This window comes from Neotamlana sedimentorum, assembly GCF_000943565.1.
Taxonomy (GTDB): Bacteria; Bacteroidota; Bacteroidia; order Flavobacteriales; family Flavobacteriaceae; genus Neotamlana; species Neotamlana sedimentorum.
Genome location: NZ_JTDW01000005.1, coordinates 222527 through 249441 on the forward strand (window position 1 = coordinate 222527; position 26915 = coordinate 249441).

The 26915-nt window shown below is 32.5% G+C and carries 25 protein-coding genes and 1 tRNA gene; 20 read left to right on the forward strand and 6 right to left on the reverse strand.

All coding sequences use genetic code 11. From position 1 onward, the window contains the following. Positions 1 to 58: 58 nt before the first annotated feature. A tRNA-Pro gene (locus PW52_RS08180) sits at positions 59 to 133 on the reverse strand. 235 nt (positions 134 to 368) lie between these two features. Here PW52_RS08180 and PW52_RS08185 point away from each other — a divergent pair. From PW52_RS08185 to scpA, 8 genes are all read left to right on the forward strand, one after another. Then, entirely contained in the window at positions 369 to 2663 is a 2295-nt protein-coding gene (locus PW52_RS08185; RefSeq protein WP_052823429.1) for a TonB-dependent receptor domain-containing protein, read from the forward strand. 2 nt (positions 2664 to 2665) lie between these two features. Continuing rightward, positions 2666 to 3787: a PQQ-dependent sugar dehydrogenase gene (locus PW52_RS08190; protein WP_044632447.1), complete on the forward strand. Its 1122-nt coding sequence runs from the start codon at positions 2666 to 2668 to the stop codon at positions 3785 to 3787. 3 nt (positions 3788 to 3790) lie between these two features. Continuing rightward, the gene (locus PW52_RS08195; RefSeq protein ID WP_044632448.1) at positions 3791 to 4198 is read left to right on the forward strand and encodes a c-type cytochrome; all 408 of its coding nucleotides are present in this window, start codon (positions 3791 to 3793) and stop codon (positions 4196 to 4198) included. Between the two features lie 61 nt (positions 4199 to 4259). Next, a complete protein-coding gene (gene udk, locus PW52_RS08200; protein ID WP_044632449.1) occupies positions 4260 to 4865 on the forward strand; it encodes a uridine kinase in 606 nt (201 codons plus the stop codon). Positions 4866 to 4872: 7 nt separating this feature from the next. Further along, on the forward strand, positions 4873 to 5187 hold the full coding sequence (locus PW52_RS08205; RefSeq protein ID WP_044632450.1) for an FtsB family cell division protein: 315 nt from the start codon (positions 4873 to 4875) through the stop codon (positions 5185 to 5187). 2 nt (positions 5188 to 5189) lie between these two features. Then, on the forward strand, positions 5190 to 6557 hold the full coding sequence (locus tag PW52_RS08210) for a methylmalonyl-CoA mutase subunit beta (RefSeq protein WP_044632451.1): 1368 nt from the start codon (positions 5190 to 5192) through the stop codon (positions 6555 to 6557). Beyond that, on the forward strand, positions 6547 to 7161 hold the full coding sequence (locus PW52_RS08215) for a hypothetical protein (RefSeq protein ID WP_044632452.1): 615 nt from the start codon (positions 6547 to 6549) through the stop codon (positions 7159 to 7161). The genes PW52_RS08210 and PW52_RS08215 overlap by 11 nt, the downstream gene beginning before the upstream one ends. Positions 7162 to 7175: 14 nt before the next feature. Next, positions 7176 to 9332 carry a methylmalonyl-CoA mutase gene (gene scpA / locus PW52_RS08220; protein ID WP_044632453.1) on the forward strand — a complete coding sequence of 719 codons (2157 nt, stop codon included), beginning with the start codon at positions 7176 to 7178 and terminating at the stop codon, positions 9330 to 9332. Between the two features lie 187 nt (positions 9333 to 9519). Here the strand turns inward: scpA and PW52_RS08225 are convergent, their stop codons facing one another. The 3 genes from PW52_RS08225 to PW52_RS08235 all read right to left on the reverse strand — a co-directional run bounded on the left by PW52_RS08225 (position 9520) and on the right by PW52_RS08235 (position 11895). Beyond that, positions 9520 to 10425: a TIGR01777 family oxidoreductase gene (locus PW52_RS08225; RefSeq protein ID WP_044632454.1), complete on the reverse strand. Its 906-nt coding sequence runs from the start codon at positions 10423 to 10425 to the stop codon at positions 9520 to 9522. Positions 10426 to 10635: 210 nt separating this feature from the next. After that, positions 10636 to 11388 (reverse strand): tRNA (5-methylaminomethyl-2-thiouridine)(34)-methyltransferase MnmD, encoded by a 753-nt coding sequence (gene mnmD / locus PW52_RS08230; protein ID WP_044632455.1) that lies wholly within the window; start codon positions 11386 to 11388, stop codon positions 10636 to 10638. Between the two features lie 3 nt (positions 11389 to 11391). Then, positions 11392 to 11895 carry a DUF4920 domain-containing protein gene (locus PW52_RS08235; RefSeq protein WP_044632456.1) on the reverse strand — a complete coding sequence of 168 codons (504 nt, stop codon included), beginning with the start codon at positions 11893 to 11895 and terminating at the stop codon, positions 11392 to 11394. A 101-nt stretch (positions 11896 to 11996) separates the two neighbouring features. On the opposite strand from PW52_RS08235, the gene PW52_RS08240 reads away from it, so the two are divergent. Then, positions 11997 to 13052, forward strand: coding sequence for a branched-chain amino acid aminotransferase (locus PW52_RS08240; RefSeq protein WP_044632457.1), 1056 nt, complete (start codon positions 11997 to 11999; stop codon positions 13050 to 13052). 43 nt (positions 13053 to 13095) lie between these two features. Here the strand turns inward: PW52_RS08240 and PW52_RS08245 are convergent, their stop codons facing one another. Next, positions 13096 to 13764: a DUF5000 domain-containing lipoprotein gene (locus PW52_RS08245; protein WP_044632458.1), complete on the reverse strand. Its 669-nt coding sequence runs from the start codon at positions 13762 to 13764 to the stop codon at positions 13096 to 13098. A 112-nt stretch (positions 13765 to 13876) separates the two neighbouring features. Further along, a complete protein-coding gene (locus PW52_RS08250; RefSeq protein ID WP_044632459.1) occupies positions 13877 to 14260 on the reverse strand; it encodes a pyrophosphohydrolase domain-containing protein in 384 nt (127 codons plus the stop codon). 460 nt (positions 14261 to 14720) lie between these two features. Between PW52_RS08250 and PW52_RS08260 the strand changes: the two genes are divergently transcribed. From PW52_RS08260 to PW52_RS08310, 11 genes are all read left to right on the forward strand, one after another. Further along, complete coding sequence (locus tag PW52_RS08260) at positions 14721 to 15062, forward strand: hypothetical protein (protein ID WP_044632461.1); 342 nt, start codon at positions 14721 to 14723, stop codon at positions 15060 to 15062. 1 nt (position 15063) lies between these two features. Continuing rightward, positions 15064 to 16077, forward strand: coding sequence for a serine protease family protein (locus PW52_RS08265; RefSeq protein ID WP_044632462.1), 1014 nt, complete (start codon positions 15064 to 15066; stop codon positions 16075 to 16077). A gap of 15 nt (positions 16078 to 16092) precedes the next feature. After that, positions 16093 to 16602: a bromodomain-containing protein gene (locus tag PW52_RS08270; protein ID WP_044632463.1), complete on the forward strand. Its 510-nt coding sequence runs from the start codon at positions 16093 to 16095 to the stop codon at positions 16600 to 16602. Further along, entirely contained in the window at positions 16603 to 18390 is a 1788-nt protein-coding gene (locus tag PW52_RS17105) for a tetratricopeptide repeat-containing sensor histidine kinase (protein ID WP_052823430.1), read from the forward strand. It begins immediately after the preceding gene. Beyond that, positions 18387 to 19010: a response regulator gene (locus PW52_RS08280; protein WP_044632464.1), complete on the forward strand. Its 624-nt coding sequence runs from the start codon at positions 18387 to 18389 to the stop codon at positions 19008 to 19010. Before PW52_RS17105 ends, PW52_RS08280 begins: the two co-directional genes overlap by 4 nt. A gap of 101 nt (positions 19011 to 19111) precedes the next feature. Beyond that, a complete protein-coding gene (locus PW52_RS17110; RefSeq protein ID WP_052823431.1) occupies positions 19112 to 22081 on the forward strand; it encodes a leucine-rich repeat domain-containing protein in 2970 nt (989 codons plus the stop codon). A gap of 380 nt (positions 22082 to 22461) precedes the next feature. Further along, entirely contained in the window at positions 22462 to 23787 is a 1326-nt protein-coding gene (locus PW52_RS08290; protein ID WP_044632465.1) for a DUF5723 family protein, read from the forward strand. 362 nt (positions 23788 to 24149) lie between these two features. Next, positions 24150 to 25172 carry an SRPBCC family protein gene (locus tag PW52_RS08295; protein ID WP_044632466.1) on the forward strand — a complete coding sequence of 341 codons (1023 nt, stop codon included), beginning with the start codon at positions 24150 to 24152 and terminating at the stop codon, positions 25170 to 25172. Positions 25173 to 25195: 23 nt separating this feature from the next. Further along, a complete protein-coding gene (gene crcB, locus PW52_RS08300) occupies positions 25196 to 25561 on the forward strand; it encodes a fluoride efflux transporter CrcB (protein WP_044632467.1) in 366 nt (121 codons plus the stop codon). 136 nt (positions 25562 to 25697) lie between these two features. Continuing rightward, complete coding sequence (locus PW52_RS08305; protein WP_044632468.1) at positions 25698 to 26192, forward strand: RNA polymerase sigma factor; 495 nt, start codon at positions 25698 to 25700, stop codon at positions 26190 to 26192. Between the two features lie 4 nt (positions 26193 to 26196). Beyond that, positions 26197 to 26832: a hypothetical protein gene (locus tag PW52_RS08310; RefSeq protein ID WP_044632469.1), complete on the forward strand. Its 636-nt coding sequence runs from the start codon at positions 26197 to 26199 to the stop codon at positions 26830 to 26832. The last annotated feature ends 83 nt before the right edge of the window (positions 26833 to 26915 follow it).

Genomic DNA, 26915 nt, shown 5'->3' on the forward strand with positions numbered 1-26915 from the left:
GCGTAACATGTGCTTTAAAATAAAAAAGCCAGAAACATGTGTTTCTGGCTCTTTTTTGTCGGGGTGGCAGGATTCGAACCTGCGACCTCCGCGTCCCAAACGCGGCGCGATAACCGGGCTACGCTACACCCCGAAAAATAAAAAACGAATGTTAAAAAAACACCCCCTTTATTATTACGGGCTGCAAATATAAGTTATTTATTATAATTACAAAATTTAGTTTGCTTTTTCTTTGGTAAAAATAAATTCAGAGGTTATAAAACCAAGTTATAATTTCAATTATAACATTAAAGACTTATTCTGTATTATTTCGTATTTACTAATCCCTATTATAATTACTACCTTTATGCTAATAAATAAAATTGGCATTGAAATTAAAAAAACCACTACTCTACTTATTACTGCTTTCAGGTTTATTTGGTTACGCTCAAAACACTATAAATGGAAAAATTATTGATGCCGAAACAAGCGCGCCTATAGCTTTCGCTAAAATAATTAATGCTCAAGAAGGAAGCTCAATAACTTCAGATTTAAATGGAAACTTTCAATTAACCTCTTTAGGTTTATATACTTTTAAAAAGTCGGGGTATTTACCTGTAACTATAAAGATTTCTACATTTAAAAAAAAGGTTGTAAAACTCAATATAAATCCTTCAGAATTAAACGAAATTATTGTAAACAGTAATTTAATTCCGCAAAGTTTAAAGCTAACCTCGGCGGCAATCAGCATTATTACACCTCAAGATATTGAACGCTCAAACAACATTAATTTTGTTTCAGTTTTAAACAGAACGCCAGGTGTTTTTATGCAAACCGGCTCGTTAAATACAAACAAAATATCTATTCGAGGTATAGGTGCTAGAAATCAATATGGCACATCAAAAATTAGAGCCTATTTTAAAGATATACCACTAACTAACGGTAGCGGCGAAACTAATATTGAAGATTTTGAACTTGGCAGCATTAGTAGTTTACAAATTACCAAAGGTGCCGTTTCTAGTATTTATGGTGCTGGTCTGGGAGGATTAATTCAATTAAACCCAAAATCATCAAATTTTAAGTCTAGTACGCTTTCAAACACATTTACTTTCGGTTCTTTTGGCTTGTTTAAAAACTTAGTTCAATTAAACACCAACACCACTAAAACCGGTATAAATGCTATTTACAGCTACACAGAACATGATGGCTACCGCGATAATAATAACTATAACAGACAAACACTTACCTTAAATGCAAACCACTACATAAACCCAAATAACGAATTACATTTTTTAATGAGTTATGTTGATTTAAAAGCCTTTATACCAAGCTCGATTGATGAAGATAGCTATTTAAACACCCCAACGAGTGCTGCATTTACATGGGAAGCTTCACAAGGTCATGAAGATTTTAACCGAGGTGTCTTCGGGTTATCTTGGGAGCATCTATTTTCAAAAAACACAAAACAAATCACAAGTGTATTTACTTCATTTAAAAACAATTACGAACCCAGACCTTTTAATATTTTAACCGATGATAATTTAGCTTTTGGTATAAGAACACGAACCATTGGTAACACAAAATTGTTTAAAAACACCTTAAAATGGACCACTGGAATCGAGTTATTTACAGATAATTACGCTTACAAAACTTTTGAAAATTTATATGAAGATTTTCCGCCTAACACAGGCAGTGTAAAAGGCGAAGAACTTTCAAATTTTAAAGAAAATCGTAGCTATTTCAATCTTTTTTTTGAAACCAACCAAAATATAAACGATAATACAGTGTTAAACTTTGGCATTAATTGGAATCAGACTTGGTATAATTTAGAGGATAATTTTCCAGCTTCAAACGAAAACCCAGACCAATCGGGCTCATATAATTATAAAACCATTTTTTCTCCTAAATTGGGTATTACGCATCAATTTCATAAAAACACATCTGTTTATGCAAGTGTTAGCCATGGGTTTTCACCTATAACTCTATCGGAAACCTTATTACCAAACGGACAAATAAATAACGACCTAAAACCCGAAACCGCTTGGAACTACGAAATTGGAACTCGACATGCTTTTTTTAATAATAAGCTTCAATTAAATACTTCGATTTACAGTTTACAAGTAAAAAATTTGCTGGTTGCACGCCGCATCGCCCAAGATGAATACATTGATATAAACGCCGGAAAAACGCAACATAATGGCTTAGAACTTAATTTAAATTTTCAACTTATTTCAAATTCTCAAATTCAAATTGCAACAACCTCAAATTTTACTTTAAACCACTATAAGTTTAAAGATTTTATAGATAATGAAAACGATTATTCTGGAAACGATGTAACCGGTGTTCCAAAGAATATGTTTAACTTTATTCTAGATATTAATAGTATGCTTGGAATTTACGGAAACATTAATTTTCAACATGTTGGAAAAATACCAATAACCGATGCAAACACGCTTTATTCCAAAAATTACAACCTAACACATAGTAAAATTGGTTTTAAAAAAGCATTAAGCAAAAAACTTAAAACCAATATTTTTGTTGGTATAAATAATGTTTTTAACACAAAATATGCATCACAAATTTTAATAAATGCCACAGGTTTTGGCACAAGCGCACCAAGATATTATTATCCGGGAAATCCTTTAAATTATTTTTGCGGCGCCAACTTAAAATATCAATTTTAATTATGAAAAAACTTAGCTTAACACTCATTACATTCATTACTTGTTTGGCTTGCGCACAACAAAATGAAACCGAAATTATAGCCGAAATACCTACCCATATTAATTACACAACAGAATTAATTGTTCCAGATTTATTTAACCCGTGGGGCATGGCGTTTTTACCAGACGGAAGTATTTTAATAACCGAAAAATCTGGCGAGTTAGTACATTACAAAAATGGCAAAACAACTTCAATTTCTGGTTTACCCGAAATATATGTTCGTGGTCAAGGCGGATTTTTAGATATAGAAGCTCACCCAAATTATAAAAATAATGGCTGGATTTATTTTACTTATGCATCATCCGAAGGTGAAGACAGCGGCGGTAACACAGCTCTTATGCGTGCAAAAATTAAAAATAACACATTAGTAGAAAAAGAACTTTTATACAAAGCCACACCAAACACAACTCGTGGCCAACACTTTGGGTCACGTATAACTTTTGATAATGACGGCTATTTATATTTTTCTGTGGGCGAACGCGGACAGCGTGATGTAAATCCGCAAGATATAACAAGAGATGGTGGCAAAATTTACAGATTAAATGATGATGGTTCTATCCCTAAAGATAATCCGTTTGTAAAAACAGAAAATGCAAAAACAGCTATTTATAGCTACGGGCATCGTAATCCGCAAGGCATGATAAAACATCCTTATACCGGAGCAATTTGGGTACATGAACACGGTCCAAAAGGTGGCGATGAGATTAATATTATAAAAAAAGGAGCTAACTTTGGTTGGCCTGTAATTTCGTATGGTGTTAATTATAGTGGCACATCTTTTACAGATATTACAGCAAAAAAAGGCATGGAACAACCACTCTTTTACTGGGCACCTTCTATAGCACCAAGCGGAATGGCTTTTGTAACCTCAAAAAAATATCCAGACTGGAAAGACAACATTTTGGTTGGCTCTTTAAAGTTTATGTATTTAGAGCGCTTAATATTGAAAAATGATAAAGTTGTTAAGCGTGAAAAACTATTTGAAGGTTTAGGCAGAGTTAGAAATGTAGTTCAAGCTCCTGATGGATACATTTACGTAGGCATCGAAAATTATGGTATTGTTAAAATAGTTCCTAAAAAATAAAATATGAAATCAACTTCAATTTTAATAGTAATTCTAATTTCAGTTTTGTCTATTAACAATTTACAAGCGCAAGATAAAAACCTAGAAGAAAGTTTAAAACGTGGTGAATCTGTTTATCAAGATTTCTGCATGACTTGCCACATGGCTAACGGCGAAGGTGTAAAACGTGCATTTCCGCCTTTAGCAAAATCTGATTATTTAATGCAAAACAGAGAAGCCAGCATTAAAGCTATTAAATATGGACTTAGAGGCACCATTGAAGTAAACGGAAACACGTACAAAGGCATGATGGCTCCTATGGGCTTAAGCGATAAAGAAGTAGCCGATGTTATGAACTATATTACCAATAGTTGGGGTAATGAGAATAAAAAAATAATTACAGAAACAGAAGTTTCTAATATTAAAAAGTAAAATTCTTTTTAGCTTTAGCTTAGCAAATAGTTAACTTTGTAACCTAAAAAAATTACTTTTTATGTTAGTTATTGGTATTGCAGGCGGTACAGGTTGTGGTAAAACAACGGTTGTAAATCAAATTTTAAAAGAACTTCCAGAAGGCGAAGTTGGTATATTATCACAAGATTCTTATTATAAAGATACGTCTCACCTATCGTTCGACGAGCGTGTTAAAATAAACTTCGATCACCCAAGATCTATAGATTTTGATTTAATTGAAGAACACCTAACCGAATTAAAAAAAGGTAATGCCATAGACCAACCTGTGTATTCGTTCGTTAAACATAATAGAACCGGCGATACTATTCATACATTACCAAGAAAAGTAATGATTGTTGAAGGTATTTTGGTATTAAGCAACCCCGAGTTGCGTAAAATGTTTGATATTAAAATATTTGTACATGCCGATAGTGACGAACGCTTAATTAGACGTTTAAGAAGAGATATTACAGAGCGCGGACGTGATTTAGACGAGGTTTTAAACCGATATAAAACCACATTAAAACCAATGCACTCGCAATTTATTGAGCCCATGAAAGAGTATGCAGATATCATAATACCTAACAACCACTACAATACTGTTGCTATAGATATTGTAAAAACTATAATTAACGACAAACTGTAATAGCACAATGAAAAGCTTCAAAAATAAATATCTAAAACCATTTAAAAATTGGTTTATACTTATACTGGTTATTTTTGCGGTTTGGATGTTTTTTTTCGATGCCAACTCGTGGCTTATTCATCATGAATTAAATACAGATATTGAAAATTTAGAAAAAGAAAAAGAGTATTACAGAAAAGAAATTGAAAAAGATAAAAAAGCCTTAAAAGAATTAAGTACAGACGAAGGCCTAGAAAAATTTGCTCGCGAAGAATATTACATGAAACGCGAAAACGAAGAAATTTACATTATAGAATATGAAGACAGCCTAAAAACCAATTAATTATGAGCAATAACTTGTTTGATGATTTTAATGAGGTTTCGGCAAAACAGTGGAAACAAAAAATACAATATGAGCTTCAAGGCGAAGATTATAATGCGCTTTTATGGCAAACTAACGAATCTATTTTAGTTAAGCCTTTTTATCATGCAGAAGATTTAAAAAATCTACCCCAACCACAAAATACAAAAGCCACCAAATGGAAAATAGGTCAAACTATTTATGTGGCGGACACAAAAATATCTAATAAAAACGCGCTTTTTGCTATAAAAAATGGTGTAGAAAGTCTCGCTTTTATAATCCCTTCGGAAACTGTTTCAATAGAAAATTTACTAAAAGGTATTAACCTTGAAACTATCGAAATTCATTTTAAACCGCTTTTTCTTTCGCATACGTTCTTAGAAAAATATCCACAAAAAAAAAATATATTCATTCATAACGATATTATTGGAAACTTAGGTAAATCCGGAAACTGGTTTCAAAACTCAAAACACGACATTAATACCTTTAAAAAAATTTACAGCGTAACCAATACGTTATCTGTCGATGCAGCTTTATACCAAAATGCAGGAGCCAATATAGTTCAACAGTTGGCTTATTCTTTAGCACATGCTAACGAGTATTTAAATATTTTGAATGAAGATGGTCTGCTAACAACAAAAACAGAAGTCGTATTTCAATTTGCAATCGATTCTAATTACTTTTTCGAAATTGCAAAATTAAGAGCCATACGTTTACTTTGGAAATCTTTAGCCCCAACGTATAATTTAAGTACTAATTGTGAAATTATAGTATTACCAACCTTACGTAATAAAACCATTTACGAAAACTATAATAATTTACTCCGAACTACTACCGAGTGTATGAGTGGTATTTTAGGAGGTGCAAACACAGTTTTTAACATTCCGTATAACACGGTTACTAAAAATAACAATGCTTTTAACGAGCGCATTGCCAGAAACCAACTATTAATTTTAAAACACGAAAGCCATTTTAATACCGTTAATAATCCGGTAGACGGCTCGTACTATATTGAAACTATAACAAATCAATTAGCTGAAAAAGCCCTTAACCTATTTAAGGATATTGAAAAAAGTGGCGGTTTCCTAAAGCAGTTAAAGTTGGGCACTATTCAACGTAAAATAAAAGCGAGCTCAAATAAAACCGAACAACAATTAGAAAATAACGAAACTATTTTAGTAGGCGTAAACGCTCATAAATACCCTGTAAAGGATATTGGTAAAAACATACAAAAATATCCTTTTATAAGTTTAAAGCCAAGATTAACAAAAATAGAATCTATAATAGAAAAACGAGTATCAGAAAATTTAGAACGCAAACGATTATATAAAAAATTTAAAAATGAAAACTAAAAATTTACACTTTCTTTTTTTTATACTATTAGCCTTTAATTTTAACTGTAAACAACAGGTTACAGCAAAATTGTCGGAATATAAATACACCGAACAAAAAGCAACTATAACTTGTAATCCAGATACAGATGCTTTGTTAAAAGAAGCATTTTATAGCTTTGAAAACGATATTATCAAAGCCTACGATAAAACAGGAAAAAATAAAATAAAAGCATATCGAACTTTTATAAACTTCTCAATAGGAAACCGCGTACAATTCGATAAAATATTATCGAAACATACAAAAGAAGTTTTCGATGCGCTTAAAACCTATCCCAATTTATGGGTTGATAATCATTTAAATTATAACAGCGAATTGGTAAGTTGTTTGGCAAGTAAAATTGCAGATAACAATTTAAAAACAACTTTTAATGCATTGGTTAGCACAAACAGCATGAGTACCAAAGTTTTTACCCCAGCAATACGCGCCAATTCACGTTATGTAAACGATCCTTATTTACTAACTTATATTGCGCTCGATTACTTTTATGCCAAAATGTTTCAACTAGATTTCACAAAGATTAATTTTGAAACTAACACAAACTCAACGGAAAAAGCAAAATAATTAGTTTAAAACAAATGCCAAGAAAAAATCTTCAACATATCACCTTAAATTTCGATGATACTCAACAGGCACAGGAAAATACCATATTGGAAACAGCCGAAGGTATTAGCATAAAATCGAATTATACACATAAGGATATTGAGGATTTAAATCATATAAATTTCGCTGCCGGTATCCCTCCTTTTCTGCGCGGGCCTTACAGCACAATGTATATAAAAAAACCGTGGACCATTAGGCAATATGCAGGTTTTAGTACAGCCGAAGAAAGCAATGCATTTTATAAACGCAATTTAAAATCTGGACAAAAAGGGCTTTCTATTGCATTCGATTTGGCAACACATCGCGGTTACGATTCCGATCACGAACGGGTTATTGGCGATGTTGGTAAAGCTGGTGTTGCTATTGATACGGTTGAGGATATGAAGTTATTATTCAACCAAATTCCGCTCGATAAAATATCGGTTTCTATGACTATGAATGGTGCCGTTTTACCCATTTTAGCTTTTTATATTGTGGCTGCCGGAGAACAAGGAGTTAAGCCTGAAAAATTAGCTGGAACCATCCAAAACGATATTTTAAAAGAGTTTATGGTGCGTAACACTTACATTTATCCACCAAAGCCTTCTATGAAAATTATTTCAGATATCTTATTATACACCAGTAAATACATGCCTAAATTTAATAGCATCAGTATTTCTGGATATCACATTCAAGAAGCTGGAGCAACCTGCGATATTGAATTAGCTTATACCCTAGCCGATGGATTGGAGTATATTAGAAATGGACTTGAAGTGGGCTTAAATATTGATGAATTTGCTCCTAGACTTTCCTTTTTTTGGGGAATTGGAATGAATCATTTTATGGAAATTGCTAAAATGAGAGCTGCCAGAATTTTGTGGGCAAAAATTGTAAAACAATTTAATCCAAAACATCCCAAATCTTCGACTTTACGAGCTCATTGCCAAACTAGCGGCTGGAGTTTAACAGAACAAGATCCTTACAACAACATAGCCCGAACAACTATTGAAGCTACGGCTGCTGTATTTGGTGGCACGCAAAGTTTACATACAAATGCTTTAGACGAAGCTATTGCACTCCCAACCGATTTTACAGCAAGAATAGCTCGTAACACGCAAATATATTTACAAGAAGAAACCGGAATTACTAAAACCGTAGACCCTTGGGCAGGTAGTTATTTTGTTGAAAAACTCACAAACGACATTGCCGAAAAAGCCTGGGAGCATATTGAAGAAATTGAAAGCTTAGGCGGCATGACAAAAGCGCTTGAAACGGGTATTCCAAAACAGCGTATTGAAGAAGCTGCAACAAAAAAACAAACACGAATAGATTCTGGTAAAGACATTATTGTTGGTGTAAATAAATATCAAACTCAAAAGGAATCGCCTTTAGATATTTTAGAGGTTGACAACCAAAAAGTAAGACAACAACAAATAGAACGTTTACAAAACATTAAGGGCTCAAGACATGAAAAAATGGTACAGGAAGCCTTAAACAATTTAACCACAGCAGCAAATAATTTTGTAAATTCAACCACAAAATCGGCTGGTTATAATCCAGATTCTAATTTACTAGCTTTAGCCGTTATTGCGGCAAGAGCACGTGCTACATTAGGCGAAATTAGTGATGCTCTTGAAGTTGCCTTTGGACGTTACAAAGCCGATATAAAATCATTTTCGGGCGTGTACAGTAAAGAAATTAAAGATGATAGTAGTTTTAAAAAAGCACAAGCTTTAGCAGATAGCTTTACCGAACAAGAAGGCAGACGACCACGTATTATGATTTCGAAAATGGGACAAGATGGTCACGACAGGGGCGCCAAGGTAGTAGCAACAAGTTATGCCGATATGGGTTTTGATGTTGATATTAGCCCGTTGTTTCAAACACCAAATGAAGTTGCTAAACAAGCTGTAGAAAACGATGTTCATATTTTAGGAATTTCTAGTTTAGCAGGAGCGCATAAAACCTTACTTCCGCAAGTTATTGAAGCGCTTAAAAATAACGGACGTGACGATATTATGGTTATTGTTGGCGGTGTAATTCCGAAACAAGATTATCAATTTTTATTTGATGCTGGCGTTGTTGCTGTTTTTGGTCCAGGTACTAAAATTAGTGATGCTGCTATTCAACTTCTTGAGATTTTAATGGATTGATTTAAATAAGTCCTTTGTATATTTTATGTGGTTTTTTAATGGGCAATAAAAAGAAATTACAAGTACATCAAATATTTTATTAAACCTTTATACCCTTTTCTGGCATTTTAGGAATTAAATAAGTTTGTATAATCGTTTAAAATTATTTTTTAATGATTCTCTTTCCATAATAAAAAGAAAAAGTATCTTAATTTAAGATATTACTTAATGCCGGTTGTAAATAATTGTATTTAAAGTTAAATCCCTTATTTTCCAGTTTTTTTGAGCTTACACGCTGGCTTTCAAATAATAAAATATGCATTTCGCCTAAAACCAATTTCATAATTATCTTAGGAATTCCTGGTAAAAAACAAGGCATTTCGAGAGTTTTAGCAATTGTTTTAATTAGTTCTTTATTGGTTATAGGGTTTGGCGCCACTGCATTATAAACGCCGTTTAATTTATATTTTAATACATACATAAAACATCGTGCTAAATCTGTAATATGAATCCAGGATTGCCATTGTTTACCAGATCCGAATGGAGCCGATAATCCTAATTTTGCTGGTTTAATCATTTGTGATAAAGCACCTCCATTTTTAGCTAAAACTAAACCAATTCGAATTTTTGCTACGGCAATATTTAAGGTTTTAAATGCGTTTGCCGAGGCTTCCCAAGCTGTTACCACATTTGCTAAAAAAGTATTGTTAGCATTTGTTACATCTTCGCTGTAATAATTTGTTAAAGAATCTGGGTAAATACCAATGGCACTAGCAGAAATGAGCTGTTTTACTTGATGGTTTTCTGTTTTTAAAGTTTCAAATAATAATTTAGCAGATTGCGTTCTACTATTTAGAATTATTTTTTTGTTTGCTTTGGTCCATCGTTTAGCAATATTTGCCCCAGCCAAATGAATTATAGCGTCTACTTTATTTAAGCAGTTAACGTCTATTTCACCTTTTGAAGGATTCCAATAAAATCCTTGATAATTGTTGTTTTGCTCTAGTTTAGATTTATTTGTAGTTAAATAATTGACTGCAATTTCTTTTTCTTTACAAAGTTTTACAATTTCGCTTCCTACCAAACCCGTTGCTCCTGTTATTAAAACTCGCATGTTCTTTTTTTATTAAAATTACAAAAAAGTAAAGGCCTTTCCTGCTGTTTTAATGAAGGTTTAACAGTTTAATTTATATTGAATTTTAATAAATTATATCAAGATTTAATAAAACCATCTACACAATTGTAATGGAACTAGTTTCCTTTTTCCATTTTTAAATATTAGGATTTAGCGTGAATACTTCGTCGCCCTCAGCATTTAGCGCTTTCACAATATTCGGCGTGAATGCTTCGTTGCCCTCAGCATTTCACGTTTTCCGGGTGGACCGGGAAGTTTTTCTACTAAAAAGCCTACCGCTTGCATTGCTCGACGCACACTTCCTTTGGCTGCATAGGTTACTAAAACACCGTTTTCTTTTAAAGCTTTATACATTTTTTGGAATATAGCTTCGGTCCATAATTCAGGTTGAACACGAGCACCAAAGGCATCAAAATAAATGATATTAAAAACGTTTTCATCTTCTATGGTATCAAAGAATTTTTCTTGTTTCGTTAATGAAAACTGTGGTGTTATATCATGCGCGACTTCCCAAGACACATTATGTATCTCTTTAAAAATTTTATCGGACTCGTTAATTTCTGCAGCATAATTTAGTTTTTCTGCTTCATTTAAAGCTATCGGATAGCCTTCAACTCCGCAATAATCAATTTTTAAGTTTAGTTTTTCGGCTTCAAAAAGGGTAATAAATGCATTTAAGCCTGTACCAAAGCCTATTTCTAGGATAGAAAGTGAGTTGTTTTCATTTTTTGACGCCTCGATAACGGGAGTGACATCTTCAGGATGAGATTCTGAAACGAGTTCAGAATGACAATATTCATCATAAAAAAAATTTAAGCCATGTTTTATAAATACATGATAAGCTTCTTGTATGGCCCCGTGTTTGGAGTGGTATTGCTCGTTCCATTCTGGGATATGAATGGTGGTTGAACCATCGGCGGTTATTATAATTTCGCGTTTCAAAACCTATTGTACAACTAAAACACCATCGGCCTCAAAAGAAAATGTTTTTTTAGGCTCTTTAATTAAAGCTATTTCGGCTTCGCTTTTTCCAGCGTCTTTAGCGTAATGTTGCTGTTCATCAACAGAAATTTCGCTAACAAAAGCTTTTCCGTTAATTATAACATCCTGCCCTTTTATATCTTTAGGTACAAAAAAACCGTAATCTTTAAATTTCACCATAACTTCGCTACCGTCTTCCAAATCTAAGGTCATCCAACACCCTTTTGCCTGACAAACATCGGTAACTTTAGCTATCATTTTACTATTAATACTATCGCCAACGGGCATACTTTTATAATGTTGCGCCATCGATTTAGCAGCTACAGCATCATCTGCAATAATTTCCTTTCCAAACGACTCATAATTAATAATTTCAATTTCCTCAGCAGCTTGCTTTTGTTCCTCACTTTTCTTTTTGCAAGAATTTAACAGTAAAATGCAGATAATTAATAGTCTAAAGTATTTCATACAACAAATATTTCAATTTTATACGATTTATGTAAAGATAGGGCTTTTTTAAAAACGTTTTTAACTAAATTTGTGTCTTAAACTATTAAGCTATGAGCGCTATGACTAACGTAATAGAGGTTATAAAAACGAAAAACTCTAAAATTAACGAGGTAGATTTTAGTAATTTAAAATTTGGAAGTGTTTTTTCAGATCATATGCTGGAATGCAATTTTAAAGATGGGGAATGGCAAGCACCTAAGGTCGTGCCATATGCTCCAATTAGTTTAGATCCAGCTTCTAAAATTTTCCATTATGGGCAATCGGTTTTTGAAGGCATGAAAGCCTATAAAGATGCCGATGGTAATGTTTTATTATTTCGTCCTTTAGATAATGTAAAACGATTAAATATCTCGTCGAAACGTTTAGCTATTCCAGAAATTCCTGAAAATTATTTTATGGATGGTTTAAAAACGCTTTTAGAGGTGGATGAAGCTTGGATACCAACACAAGATGGTAGCTCGCTTTACATTAGGCCGTTTGTTTTTGCATCGGGCGTAGGTTTTCATGCCTCTCCTGCCAATGAATACAAATTTATAATTGCAACAGCACCATCGGGTTCTTATTTCTCTGGTGAAGTTCGTGTATTAATTGAAGAAAAGTATTCGCGTTCTGCTAATGGCGGTGTTGGTTATGCTAAAGCCGGTGGTAATTATGCTGGACAATTTTATCCAACCCAACTAGCTGTAGAAAAAGGATACCAACAAGTTATTTGGACCGACGATAATACCCACGAATATATTGAAGAAGCTGGTGCTATGAATATTTTTGTACGCATTAACGATACTTTAATAACCGGACCAACAAGCGACCGTATTTTAGATGGTATTACGCGTAAAAGTATTATTGAATTAGCTAAAGCTGAAAACATAAACGTTGAAGTAAGACCGCTTAAAGTAGCCGAAGTTGTTGAAGCTGCTAAAAATGGAAATTTAAAAGAAATGTTTGGTGCTGGAACAGCTGCTGTAATTTCGCCTATTTCTGGATTTGGATATAAAGGTGAAGATTTTGAGCTACCAAAATTAGACAATACTTATGCTAGCTTTTTAAAGAAGCGTATTACCGATATACAAACCAATAAAAGTGAAGATCCTTTTGGTTGGCGTTATAAAATTTAAATAAATATTTTAAAACCTTCTAAACTTTTTTAGAAGGTTTTTTTTACTCTTCTTTATATCTATAAAATTCTATTTCAGACATATGTAAAAGTGCTGTAGAATTATTCCAAGCTAATTTTTGTACAAATTTAATGTAGCGAACCTTTGGCATATTTTGAGATATTAAAAACTCATGTCCAGCCTCGGCTGCTTCAATATCTGCCGCTGTATTTTCATTATAAAATAAAGTTCCAGATGGTTTAATCACTTCCTCATTCTCTAGTAATAAGGTCCACCAAGTTAGACTACTATCTTCATTTAATTCTGTTGCTCCCCATAAATCAAACATTTTAGTGTTACCGTGGCGGTAAAAAAAATGATCTCTTTGCCAAAATTTAAATCTTGTGAGCTGCGATATTTTACCTAAATCTAAAGTAAACATAGTAACGGCAACATCTACTCCATTATAAGCCCAATCTTTATACTCGGGAATGGGAGTATATTCAGAAATATCAACGATAGAATAATAACCTTGATTGCCTATTATTCCATCAAAAACATAATCTAAAGACCAATCATCTTCTATTGATGGCGTATCATAAGCTTGATAAATAGCTTTATAATTAACTCTATCAATCAATTCCTCCTCTAAAGAAGGTTCTATATCATTATCTATACAACCAAATTGTACAGAAATATAAAAAAACACCAAAATTAATTTTAAAAATTTCATATATAAATTGGTTTAGCTGGTTTATTTCAAACATTTAATTTTCAACGATCTAAGTTAACCAAAAAATATAAAACTAAAAAAACGCATTTTAACAGCCGTTTGTAAGTCTTTGCTATTTTAAAATTTTAGCAATATCTGGTTTAAAATAATTTGGACCTTTAAGTACTTTACCATCTTCGCGATAAATAGGTTCGCCATTTTCGCCTAATTTACTCATATTACTATTTTGAATTTCGGCAAACACCTCTTCTATTTTGTGTTGCATACCGTGCTCAATTATAGTACCGCATAAAATGTACAACATATCGCCCAAGGCATCGGCAACCTCAACTAAATCGTTATTTTGTGCCGCTTCAAGATACTCTTCGTTTTCCTCTTTCATTAAATTAAAACGCAGCGTGTTTTTGGCTTCGCCTAAATTGGCTTTTGGCGTTTCTCTATGTCCTATTTTAAATGCGGTATGAAATGCTTTTACAGCTTCTATTTTATCTTTCATAAATAATTTTAATTTTTCATTTCCGCAAAAGCGGAAATCTCATCTTGTTTTATTTAAATTTGCATAAAAATACTTATATGTTTAGTAAAGGTCAAATAGTTTTTGGGGTTTTATTTTTTGTTGTTTTTGCGGTTATAGTTGCCTACCAATACAGAAAGGACATAAATATCCATAAACGTTTTTATAAAGGCAGCTTTTGGGTGCTTTTGGCTTTTATTGCATTTATAGGTTTAATCTCTGCGATTAAATTTTTACTGTAACTTCCTTATAACCTTTATTTTACAATCTAATTTACAAAAAACACCTTACTTCGGTTTTTTCTGTATTTCATCTATTTTTTACGCATTTCAAAGATTTGGTTTCTAACTTAATAGTATGAATATACCTTGTAATGGGTATGTTTTTACATGCTTCTTTTGAAGATATTTGAAATGTTAACTAACCGAAAATTTTAATTGAGATGAAAAACCTAGTTTCACCCGCAACCATGTTCATTTTTGGGGTTGTTACTTTTATAGTCATTATGATAATTAATAAACAGCTAGAATTTAACAACTTTAAAGATCCAAACTTCTGGTTTTACCGCGTATTAACGGCCTTAGCTGCTGCTTCTATTAGTATCTCTATACCAGGAATGATTTCGTTAAATCACGACCCGCAAGGCAATGAACTAACAACAACAAACTCCGATGGAAATAAAGTTGCAAGTTCTATGTCTCTTCTAGAAAAAGAACCAAGAATTAGTGCTTCTGGAGCCATTGCGGTTTTTGTATTGGTTTATTTGTTTAATCCTTTGGTTTAAAATGGAAAATTTAAATTACGAATCAAAAGAATTTATAGATAAAGAAATAGAAAAATTACATAAATCTATTCTTCATGATTATCCAAATTCCGTTTATATTGCATCAATTCCAAAGGACACAAAAAAATTAGATAATAACCTCTACTATATTGAAATCGGAATAAAGCCAGGTTCTAACGACATACCCATAATTTGCAAAGACTTGAAATGTAATTCAATGCAATTATATTCCAAAACAAAATTAAACTACACCGAATTAAATTATAAAACTAAATTACCGAAATACTCCAAATTTAAATTTGTGCCTGAGCTAGTGCTTCAATCACATAAAAAAAAAGAAAGACCATTAAAACATGGAATCAATATTGGGAACAAATATTTAGCTCCTGGTACTTTAGGCGCTATTGTACAAGCAAAGATTTATAACGAAATCAAAAAATATATAATTTCAAATCATCACGTTTTATCTGGTCACAATTTTATTCTAGATAGAAAAATATATCAACCACATCAAAACTATGCTGAAAATGGTATATGTGAAAAGGATCAAATAGCGCTTGTGAAATTTGGGCATTTTGATGATGATCTTGACGTTTGCTTTGCTGAACTAACTACCGATGATCATATTTCAACGACTTATATAGATAATGAAGGAGTTCCAATTGATATAGAAACTCATGAAATGATTAAAGAAGGTGAAAAGGTGTATATAGTTGGTGCAACTTCTGGAAAAAAAACAGGTATTCTAAGATCATTGAACGCCTATTTCCAAAGTAGAATTAGTGATACTTCAAATGAGGTAAAAGTTTTAAAAAACCAGCTTTTACTAGAAAACATCAGCGCACCAGGGGACTCAGGAAGTCTAGTTGTTAAGTGTTCCAATAGAAAGGCAATTGGGTTATTGATGGGAGGCGCTGTTGGCTATTATTCAATTGCAAATCAAATGAAATTTATTTTCAATAATGAATCGCGATATGAAAACCTACCTCCAATTGAATTTGTAAAATTTGTTTAACTAAAAATTATAATTATGGGACGAAAAATAGTAGAAATAAACACTACGCAAGAAAATAATATAGAATTATTTTCAAAATCAGGTACAGCTTTTTTTGATGTATTCGCTACAATAAAAAAATGTGATAATCAAAAAATTCCAAATGAAATTTTAATTGAATTAAAAAACATAAACAAAAGTGTTTTTTTTCATTTATCCAAATGCAAATTTTGTAAAAGGGAAAATATTTTTGAAATCCATGTCGAAAACACAACAGAAATAATTAAAAAACATGGTGATTTAAGTTATAAATATTTAGATGCAAAAAAAGAAGGATTCAATCTCATTCCTTTAGATATCAAACATATCTATCAAGTAAATATCCTTGTTTACAACAGCGATCCTAGTAAACCTGAGAAAACGTACTTTATTTGTAACAAAAAAAGCAAAAAACTTTTAAAATATCAACCAAAGATAAATGCTCTTAATTTTGTAGAATTTCAGCCAGATTCCAATAAAGGTAATATAATTCTAGGAAATCCGTAAATGTTAAAAAAACGTTTAAAATACCTAACTTTATTCCTACCAGCAATTACCCTACTTATTGCTGGTATTTGTTCTGGGCAAAACCGAAATTTTAGTCAGTTTTTAAATGCTTTTAACCAAAAAAGTTATAATCAGGCATATCTAGAGCTTAAACAAATCGATACGGCAGCTATTACAACATACGACAAGGCGATTTGGTTATTCTATTTTGCCGACTATAATTTTAAGTTAGATAACCATCATTTAGCATATTCTTATTCCTTAAAAGCTAAAGAACTATTTTTATCGCTTGGAAAAGATAAAGATGTGTCGGACTGTAATTATCAAGCCATTTCAATTTTAAGTCACCAAAACAATTTAAACGATAAAGATTTTAAAATAAAAGAATTAATTAATGAAGAATTCAAAAAAGTTAAACAACAAAAAGATTCTTTAGGTTTAATAAAAATATACCGAAATCTTGGTGCCAGATTTATTCACAACAATAACGGTACTGAAGCAATTAAATACTTTAAAAACATTATTAATATTGCAAAAAAAAACAAAGACACCTTACAGATTGCTTACGCATACGATAACATTGGTACGGCTTTTCAAAACACCAATTTAAACAATGTTGATTCTGCCGTTTATTATTCTCAAAAAGCAACACCCTATTACCTAAAATATAAAGATTATAAATCGCTCGCATATAATTATAACAACCGTGGACAACAACAAAAAAAAATAGGAAATTTAAATGAAGCCATAAATTTATATTTAAAAGCCGATTCGATACCTATAAAAGACTATAAAGCCAAAACTAAAGTTATTTTTTACAACAATCTCGCCGATGCCTATGCTAAAAATAAAGATTTTGAAAATGCATTTATTTACCTGGAAAAATTAAATACTTTAAAAGATAGCATTAACGACACCAAACAAAACATTGAAATATCAAGAATTAAAGAACAATACGACAACGAAAAACTTCGCGCCGATAACTTAGAAATTGAAAGCAAACGAAAACGCAATCGAAACCTAGCAATCGCAGCACTTGCCATTATACTTTTTGGAGGCACCACGGCCCTTTTAGTACAAAAAAACACCAGAAAAAAACAACGCTTAGCAGAAAAAGAAAAAGCGCTTGAAAGCCAAAAACTCGCCACCGTGTTAAAAGAACAAGAGCTTATAAGTATTGATGCCATGATTGAAGGCCAAGAAAAAGAACGCCAACGCATTGCTAACGATTTGCATGATGATTTAGGCGGGCTCATGGCCACCGTTAAGCTTCATTTTAATGTATTAAAAAACAAACAAACCCCAGAACTGTTCGATAAAACCACAACACTTTTAGATGAAGCTTACCAAAAAATTCGCAGTATTGCCCATGCTAAAAACTCTGGTGTTATTGCTAAACAAGGCTTGCTAAAAGCCGTACAAAACATGGCAAGTACTGTTTCGGTTTCCAATAAAATTACCATTGATGTGGTAGATCACGGTCTCGAAAACCGACTAGAAAACAGTTTGGAGCTCACTATTTTTAGGATAATTCAAGAATTGGTAACCAACATTATTAAGCATGCTCAAGCCACAGAAGCCACTATACATTTAACCAATCATGACGACATGCTTAACATTATGGTTGAAGATAATGGTAAAGGTTTTAACCCCAAACAAATTACTAAAACAAATAGCGGCATGGGAATAAGCAGCATAGATAAACGCATAGAGCATCTTAATGGTAAAATGACCATAGAAAGCGACCGAAATCAAGGCACAACCATAATAATTGATATTCCAGTATGATACGATTAGCAATTGCAGAAGACCATCAGTCGCTAATTGATGGTATCAAGTTACTATTAGAGTACGAAGACAATATTAGCATAGTTGGAACTGCCAACGATGGCGAAGCTTTGCTTGACATTGTTAAACTAAAACAACCAAACGTAGTACTTACCGATATTCGCATGCCAAAACTCGATGGAATTTCGGCCACTAAACTTATAAAAAACATAGATAATAAAATTAAGGTTTTGGCTTTTACCATGTTCGACCAAACCGATGCCGTACAACAAATGCTTAAAGCTGGGGCCAATGGCTATATTTTAAAAAATTCTACTTTAGAAGAAGTCCACAAAGCCATATTAACGGTTTACAAAGGCGAAAACTATTTCGACGCCAACATAAACACCAACATTTTAAACACCGAAGCAATCAATAAAAAGAAAGGTATACTTACCAAACGACAAATTGAAATATTACAACTTATTGCCCAAGGTAAAACCTCTCGCGAAATTGCCGATATTCTTTTTATTGGTATTCATACCGTAGATACCCACCGAAAAAACATGGCGCGCATTTTAGGGTTGCATGGTAAAGGTGAACTGTTGCGCTATGCTTTAGATAAGAAATATAGGTTTTGAAGAAGATATTATAAAAATACCCACAATTGGGTATTTACCTGCATTACTTCGTTTTATAAATTTGAGAAGCTATCAATTAACCATTACAAATAACTCTCATTATGAAACGTTTTTTACTCTTACTTTTTTTATGTACACTTAGTTTATCAAATGCCCAAAATTGGACAACTTCCCCTACCCCTCAACCCAATTTAATTGACGAAATATCAGCTGTTAACAATGATGTAATTTGGATAAAAGACCAATTCTTATCAGGAGGGTTTTCTATTACCACCAACGGGGGCACAACATGGGTTCATAAAAATTTTCCGTCTTTGTTCACAACGAATAACTTTAGTTTAGGTGTTTTAAGTGCTGTGAACGCTACAACTGCATTTGTAATTGTATCTTATTCTGACGACTCCAACCTAAAAGGTTTATACAAAACTACAGATGCGGGAGATACTTGGGTTCGAGAACCTAATATATTTAACGGCGCTTATGCTTTCCCTAATCAAGTTCACTTTTGGGATGAAACACATGGATTTGCAATGGGCGACGGATTAGAATTATACGTTTATTATATTGATACGTGGTACAACCAATCATCTAACATTACAACAACAGGTACCTGGTCGTTAAACTCAAGTAATTATTTAAGAATTGTAGGTAATTCGGTATACTTTTTAACAGGGGCAGGAACAATAATGAAATCCGCTAATCAAGGCGTTAGTTGGACTGAAATTACAACTCCGTTTTCCTCACAAAGTAATTTAAATTTTGATTTCAAAGATGACCTCAATGGCATACTTGTGTTTAATGATAATACTGAAAACTATCTATACACAACAGCTGATGGAGGTGAAAATTGGAATTTCGTTGCAGCAAATATAGCTAATTTGAATAATGTAATAAGGTATATTCCAGCACTAAACCGTTATTATAGTCTAGGAAGAAACCCTAATTATTATTCTAATTCTTACTCGGAAGATAATGGACTAACTTGGATAATTGATACTCAATTAAATAATTCGCTTTTAGGAGATGTTGAGCAATCTCCAAACGGAAAAATTTTAATTGGAAGTAACACCAACATATATTATCAAACTCCTGATTACTCTAATCATCCAGACTATAATGCACTTGTAGCAGTATACAACAGTCTTTACGGAGACTATTGGGTTGATAACACCAACTGGTTAGATACAAGCAAACCTATTTCTACTTGGTTTGGTATAACAGAAACTAACGGAAGGGTTACAAGTATTAATTTAACAAGCAACAACGTACAGGGTAGTCTTCCGGAAGAAATAACCGCATTAACCGAATTAGAAACATTTTGGATACAAACTGCAAACTTATCTGGAGAAATCCCAACGAATATAGGCAACTTAAACAAGTTGAAATATTTAGTTTTATTCAACACAACAGGGTTAACAGGAAATGTGCCTGTCTCTATTCAAAATTGCACTAATCTAGAGTGGTTATATTTAACCTATAACAACTTAGAAGGTAGTATTCCAGATTTATCTGGTTTAACCGAATTAACTAACTTGTCTATTAGTTATAACAACTTTCAGTTTGGGGATTTTGAAAACGAATTTAATACGTATCAAAATAGTTTAGAGGTATTTGAATACGCACCTCAAAATAATGTTGGAGAATATGAAGAATCTGTATTAGATATTGGTAATTCTGCACAATTAACTACAAATGTAAGCGGTAACCAAAACACATACAATTGGTATAGAATAAATGCCGATGGTAGCGAAGGTGGCTTTATATCATCTACACAAGATATAACTGTAACTATTAATACGCAAGACGATTATAAATGGTATTACTATTACACAGCAACAAGTAGTTTAGTTCCCGGTTTAGAGATTAGAAGTAATTATTTTAAATTCTCTGAAGCACCCACTAGTAGTCCAGATTATAATGCTCTTGTAGCATTTTACAATAGCACAAATGGCGATAATTGGACCAACAACACCAATTGGCTAGATAACACCAAACCCTTAAATAGTTGGCACGGTGTTTCTAGTGAAATTAACAGAGTAACATACTTAATTTTAAGCAATAATAATTTAACTGGTAGCGTACCTCCTGAAATTGAAAATTTATCCCAATTAAAAGGATTATATATCTATAACAACGAAATTGGCGGCCAAATACCTCCAGAAATTGGTAATCTATCTAACCTCAACTATTTAGTTTTAGCGCCAAATAATTTTTCTGGAAGTATTCCTAACGAAATAGGAAACTTAAATAACTTAGAGATACTATCACTTGACCAATCGGGATTATCGGGAAGCATACCAGCTTCATTAGCAAACTTAAGCAAGTTAAAACATTTGTATTTGCAAAGTTCCATTGGTCCTTTGTGGCCAAACGAAACTGCTGCATATTCCGGCGATTTTCCAGATTTAACAGCACTACCGTTAGAAACCTTATGGATTAACAATAATTATTTTGAGTTTACCGATGTTGCCGATGAAATAGCAACCTATCAAGCTAATATTCCAGATTTTAATTTTAATCCGCAGTTTACTGTTGATATACCACTAGAAACCGAAGCTAGTATTGGCGACGATATTACTTTAACACTTACCGATGTAGGTACCACATCAAAATCTATGCAGACTAAAAACCAACTGGCCGATAATAACTACCAATGGTTTCAGGATGGGGTTGCCATTTCTGGAGCAAATGCAAGCTCATACACCATAAATAACGCCCAAACTAGCGATAGTGGCATTTACCATTGCGAAATAACAAATACCGACTTACCTAATATGGTTATAGAACGCCAAACCATTACACTAAATGTTGGCACATTATCTGTTGAAGAAAACACAGAAAACCCGTTTAGTATTTACCCTAACCCAACTGCAAACTGGTTACACATAAAACTAAATAACTCGCAATCTGGAGAAGCACGATTAACAGATATTTCGGGAAAAGAACTATTACGTTTAAAACTAAACAGTACTATAAACCTAATAGATATTAGCAACTTTAGCGCAGGTATGTATATGCTAAACGTTTTATCTGGAAATAAAAATACTACTACTCGTATAATTAAGCAATAGAATATTACAATACTGTTTATCGATGATTTTTTCGATAAACGTATCAAAAATACGCATTCTTGAGTATTTTTTTTTGGACTTAAACTGTTAAATTTGAATAGCTATTAATCAATCATTCTTAAACCATGAAAAATTTCACAATACTTTTTCAGGCAATTTTGCTATGCGCACCAGTGACGCTAAGCAGTTACAGTCAAAATTCCGCATTAAAAAAAGTCAATCTCCAATCTACCTTCATAGGTAAACGGATTTCAAAAGTTAATTCTAAAAACATAACCACAGTTACTTGGCATTCTAGTTATTTTTCGCAAGACTGCAATATACTGTCAGAATTAATCAATTAAAAATCAAACTATTTTAACCATAATCAATTTTAACAAATGAAACATTCATGTAAATTACTATGCCTAATAATTACGGTTTACTGCCTAAAACTTAACGCACAAAGTTATGTTGGCAATACCGTTGATAATTATGCTGGCGTACATTCACTAATCTATAACCCTTCCAATGTATTCGACTCTCGTTTTAAAGCCGATATAAATTTAGTTTCGGTTAGTGCCTTTGGTGGTAGTGATTATTTTGGAATTAGCGTTACCGATATTATAAATTCCGATGAAGGATTTGATTTTGAAAGCGATGCCGAAAAATTCCCTACCGATGCCAACCATTTCTTTGTTAATGCCGATATTTTAGGCCCTTCGTTTATGTTTAATTTATCACCTAAAAGCAGCGTTGGATTTATTACAAGAGTGCGAACTTTAATGAATATTAATAAAATAAACGGTGAACTTTTTGAGAGTTTTTCTGAAGACTTCGATTCAGATGAAGACTTCAATTTCAACCAAGATAATTTAACAGGAACAATTCATGCTTGGGCCGAGGTTGGCTTAGTTTATGGACGCCAAATTGTTAGTACCGAAAAACACTTTTTAAAAGCAGGTGCTACTTTAAAATATCTTCAAGGTGCTGGAAGTATGTTTATTAACAGTCCGAATTTAACTGGAGATTACGATGCTACGAACCAAATATTAACTACTTCGGGGCAATTAATTTATGGAGCTTCGGAAGATTTTGATAACGACGATATTAACTTCGAAAACCTAACGCAAGGCTTTGGTGCCGATATTGGTTTTACTTACGAATTTAGACCAACCACAACCGATTCGCTTACAAGAAAACACAACAAATACAAGTTCAAAATTGGAGCTTCAATAACCGATATTGGTTCTGTAAATTATAAAGACGCTACGCTAACAACTTACAACATGAACGCTACAGTTGATGCTTCGTCGTTAGATGAAGAAGAAGATATCGAAGAGTTTCTTGAAGAAAATTATACAGGAACAGAATCTATAGTAAATCAAAAAGTAAAATTACCAACCGCCTTTCACCTTTTAATCGATTATCATTTAACAGGAAAGCTATTTGTTAGTTTACAAGGAAATATGTCGTTGGTAAAAGAAAATAGTATGTACGCCAACTCAATTATTAACTCAGCAACTATATCTCCTAGATTAGAAACTAAATGGTTTAGTGTATCCTCGCCAATTAGTATGAGACAACACGGTGAATATGCATGGGGTGCAGGCTTGCGTTTAGGCCCTCTAATGGTTGGTTCTGGATCCATTATTTCTAATTTAATTTCAGAATCTACAAAAACAACCGATATCTATTTAGGATTAAAAATTCCTTTATATCAATAATTTTAAAAGAAGTTAGTCACATTTTTTATTTTATTGAAGACGAAAACCCTCCAAAAACCGAGGGTTTTCTTTTAAAATTTGAAAAATAACATTGAAGCTAAAAAGAAAATGAAATTTTACACGCAACCATTTTAATATTTCTGTATCTAAGTAATAACCAATCCAAAAATTATGAAAATTTTATTACTCATTAGCGCACTCATTGTAGTAAATTTATTACTCTTATTTTTTAGCGTTAACAAACGCACCGAACCTTAATTTTATTCTTTATTTCTGCTTACATTTTTGAATAACATAGGTTAATTAATTAAATATTTATTATTTGATTATATTTGATATGTTTAATTCTCAATCCTATATTAATGAAAGCATTAAAATACGTATTATTCTTACTTTTAATAGTAATAATTGGTTTTGCCATTTATATTGCTGTACAACCCAACAGCTTTAGCTTCTCTAGAAGCCGCGTTATTAATGCACCTACCTCCCTAGTTTTTAATAAAATAAACGATTATAAAAGTTGGCCTAGTTTTTCGCCTTGGATTGAACACGAACCTGAAGCCAACTTAACCTATGGCGACACAACCGTTGGGGTTAACGCTAGTTATTCTTGGAATGGCAAAATTTTAGGCGAAGGTGGTATGAAAACCGTAAACGTAGAACAAAACAAATCTATCACTCAAAAAATATTTTTTATTAAACCATTCGAGTCAGAATCTGATATTAATTGGACCTTCGATACCACAAACGAAGGCACAAAAGTAACCTGGGCCATGAGTGGAAAGCAAGATTTTATGACCAAAATGTACGTTACATTTGCAGGAACTATTGAAGAAAACACAAGTCCAGATTTCGATCGTGGTTTATTTAAATTAGATAGTATTGTTACTGCCGAAATGAAACAATTCTCTGTAAAAATTGATGGTGTTTCAGAATACGGTGGCGGATTTTACATGTATAAAACCACTTCGGCTACAAAAGAAAACATTAGTAAAATAATAGGAAAACAATTTGGTGAGATAATGAGTTACATGGCTCAAAACAGTATAGTAGCTTCTGGTATGCCTTTTACTATTTATAATGACATGAACCCAGATAACGGCGCAATTATTATGAGTAACGCCATTCCTGTTTTAAATAAAGTTACCCCAACAGGCGACGGACAAATACTGTGTGGTTATATTCCTAAAACAAAAGTTGTTAAAACCACTTTAAAAGGCAACTATACTAATTTACCTAAAGCTTGGGAACAAACCATGCAATATTTAGCTAAAAACAACATAGAACAAGCCAATATTCCTCCTTTCGAAATTTACACAAACGATCCTGGAAATTTTCCTAATCCAGCTAACTGGATTACCGAAATTTATATTCCAATAAAATAACACAGTTAACAAGTAAATAAAAAATGAAACAACTTTTACTTGTTTTTATTGGCGGTGGTTTTGGTAGTGTATTACGCTACCTAATTGGCAAGTATTTAAACAATGCCAATACCGGCATTCCTTATGGCACTTTTGTTGCCAACATTATAGGTAGTTTATTAATAGGTTTAATTTTAGGTTTGGCATTAAAAAACAACTCCCTATCGCAAAACCAAACCCTACTTTTAGCAACAGGTTTTTGCGGCGGTTTTACAACCTTTTCAACATTTGCTTACGAAAACCATGTATTTTTAAAATCGGGCGACTTCACAAGTTTTGCCATTTATACCATTACAAGTTTTGCTCTTGGCTTTTTAGCAGTATTTTTAGGCATGTTCTTAGCAAAATAAGGCTTTCTTAAATAACACATAAACAACTAAAAACATAATATTTACAAACTAAACTAATCAAATTAAAAAATTATCTTTCAAAAAAAATGTAACACATTTGTAATTTCTACTACATATAAGTAACTAAACCATCAATTTGAAAACCGAACTCGAACATAGTTTTGTAGAATTACTTGAAAAACATCAAAATATAGTGCATAAAGTTTGCAGACTTTATACTAATAATTACGACGCACATAATGATTTGTTTCAAGAAATCACCATACAACTCTGGAAGGCCTATCCTAAATTTCGTGGCGACGCAAAATTTAGTACCTGGATGTACCGTGTTGGGTTAAATACCGCAATTACACTTTATAGAAAATCGAAAAGACAAATTTCTACCCAAGCATACGAAGGCGTAGAATTTAAAATAAAAGCAGAAGATTATGATGATACCGAAGAACAACAATTGAAAACGCTATACAAAGCCGTACACAAACTAAACGACATTGAAAAAGCGCTCGTATTCTTGTATTTAGAGGACAAAGATTACAAAGAAATAAGCCAAACTTTAGGAATTAGCGAAGTGAATGCCAGAGTGAAAATGAACCGAATAAAAACCAAGCTAAAAGCTATTTTAAATCCGTAAAACTATGGATGAATTAGATCTATTAAAGAAAAGTTGGAATAAACCACAACAAGACCATAAAAAGCTATCGGTAAACGATATTTACCCCATGCTGCATAAAAAATCGTCTTCTATTGTTAAGACCTTGTTTTACATAAGCATTGCCGAATTCGTTTTTTGGCTATTAATTAATGCCATACCTATTTTTTATAATGATGAGCATAAACAAAAACTAGAAGCACTGTACCAAAACGATACTTTGCTTACCGCAATAACCTTTTTAACCTATGCTATCATATTGGTTTTCATTTATTTGCTATACAAATCCTACCAATCTATTTCGGTTACCGATTCGGCAAAAAAACTTATGGAAAACATTTTAAAAACACGTAAAATCATAAAGTATTACGTGCTTTATAACCTAATTATGGCAGCCGTTTCGCTAGCTATTGGGTTTTACTATGTGCTTCATAACGACGTAAATTTAACCGACAAAATGGCCCACATAAACAATTGGCAACTGATTGCTTTATATGCCGGCATTGGGATTGTAATAATTTTATTTGTAGGTGTAATTTGGCTGTTTTATAGACTTATTTACGGCTTGCTACTAAAACGTTTAAACCAAAATTACAATGAATTAAAGCAGTTAGACAATTAATTATTTTGGGCGTTCGGGCGGGCTTTACGTTGCAATCTTTTTGCGAAGCTATTCTGTGTTTTCAAAATGTTTTCAATTTAAAA

What these genes read in the sequence shown, in the direction of transcription:
- PW52_RS08250 (WP_044632459.1), bottom strand. Translation starts at nt 14,260, where the DNA reads ATGAAAGATAAAATAGAAGCTGTAAAAGCATTTCATACCGCATTTAAA.
- PW52_RS08270 (WP_044632463.1), top strand. Translation starts at nt 16,093, where the DNA reads ATGGGACGAAAAATAGTAGAAATAAACACTACGCAAGAAAATAATATA.
- PW52_RS17105 (WP_052823430.1), top strand. Translation starts at nt 16,603, where the DNA reads ATGTTAAAAAAACGTTTAAAATACCTAACTTTATTCCTACCAGCAATT.
- PW52_RS08190 (WP_044632447.1), top strand. Translation starts at nt 2,666, where the DNA reads ATGAAAAAACTTAGCTTAACACTCATTACATTCATTACTTGTTTGGCT.
- PW52_RS08205 (WP_044632450.1), top strand. Translation starts at nt 4,873, where the DNA reads ATGAAAAGCTTCAAAAATAAATATCTAAAACCATTTAAAAATTGGTTT.
- PW52_RS08265 (WP_044632462.1), top strand. Translation starts at nt 15,064, where the DNA reads ATGGAAAATTTAAATTACGAATCAAAAGAATTTATAGATAAAGAAATA.
- PW52_RS08245 (WP_044632458.1), bottom strand. Translation starts at nt 13,764, where the DNA reads ATGAAATTTTTAAAATTAATTTTGGTGTTTTTTTATATTTCTGTACAA.
- PW52_RS08295 (WP_044632466.1), top strand. Translation starts at nt 24,150, where the DNA reads ATGAAAGCATTAAAATACGTATTATTCTTACTTTTAATAGTAATAATT.
- PW52_RS08240 (WP_044632457.1), top strand. Translation starts at nt 11,997, where the DNA reads ATGACTAACGTAATAGAGGTTATAAAAACGAAAAACTCTAAAATTAAC.
- scpA (WP_044632453.1), top strand. Translation starts at nt 7,176, where the DNA reads ATGCCAAGAAAAAATCTTCAACATATCACCTTAAATTTCGATGATACT.
- PW52_RS08225 (WP_044632454.1), bottom strand. Translation starts at nt 10,425, where the DNA reads ATGCGAGTTTTAATAACAGGAGCAACGGGTTTGGTAGGAAGCGAAATT.
- PW52_RS08310 (WP_044632469.1), top strand. Translation starts at nt 26,197, where the DNA reads ATGGATGAATTAGATCTATTAAAGAAAAGTTGGAATAAACCACAACAA.
- PW52_RS08215 (WP_044632452.1), top strand. Translation starts at nt 6,547, where the DNA reads ATGAAAACTAAAAATTTACACTTTCTTTTTTTTATACTATTAGCCTTT.
- PW52_RS08210 (WP_044632451.1), top strand. Translation starts at nt 5,190, where the DNA reads ATGAGCAATAACTTGTTTGATGATTTTAATGAGGTTTCGGCAAAACAG.
- PW52_RS08235 (WP_044632456.1), bottom strand. Translation starts at nt 11,895, where the DNA reads ATGAAATACTTTAGACTATTAATTATCTGCATTTTACTGTTAAATTCT.
- PW52_RS08290 (WP_044632465.1), top strand. Translation starts at nt 22,462, where the DNA reads ATGAAACATTCATGTAAATTACTATGCCTAATAATTACGGTTTACTGC.
- crcB (WP_044632467.1), top strand. Translation starts at nt 25,196, where the DNA reads ATGAAACAACTTTTACTTGTTTTTATTGGCGGTGGTTTTGGTAGTGTA.
- PW52_RS08195 (WP_044632448.1), top strand. Translation starts at nt 3,791, where the DNA reads ATGAAATCAACTTCAATTTTAATAGTAATTCTAATTTCAGTTTTGTCT.
- PW52_RS08280 (WP_044632464.1), top strand. Translation starts at nt 18,387, where the DNA reads ATGATACGATTAGCAATTGCAGAAGACCATCAGTCGCTAATTGATGGT.
- PW52_RS17110 (WP_052823431.1), top strand. Translation starts at nt 19,112, where the DNA reads ATGAAACGTTTTTTACTCTTACTTTTTTTATGTACACTTAGTTTATCA.
- udk (WP_044632449.1), top strand. Translation starts at nt 4,260, where the DNA reads ATGTTAGTTATTGGTATTGCAGGCGGTACAGGTTGTGGTAAAACAACG.
- PW52_RS08260 (WP_044632461.1), top strand. Translation starts at nt 14,721, where the DNA reads ATGAAAAACCTAGTTTCACCCGCAACCATGTTCATTTTTGGGGTTGTT.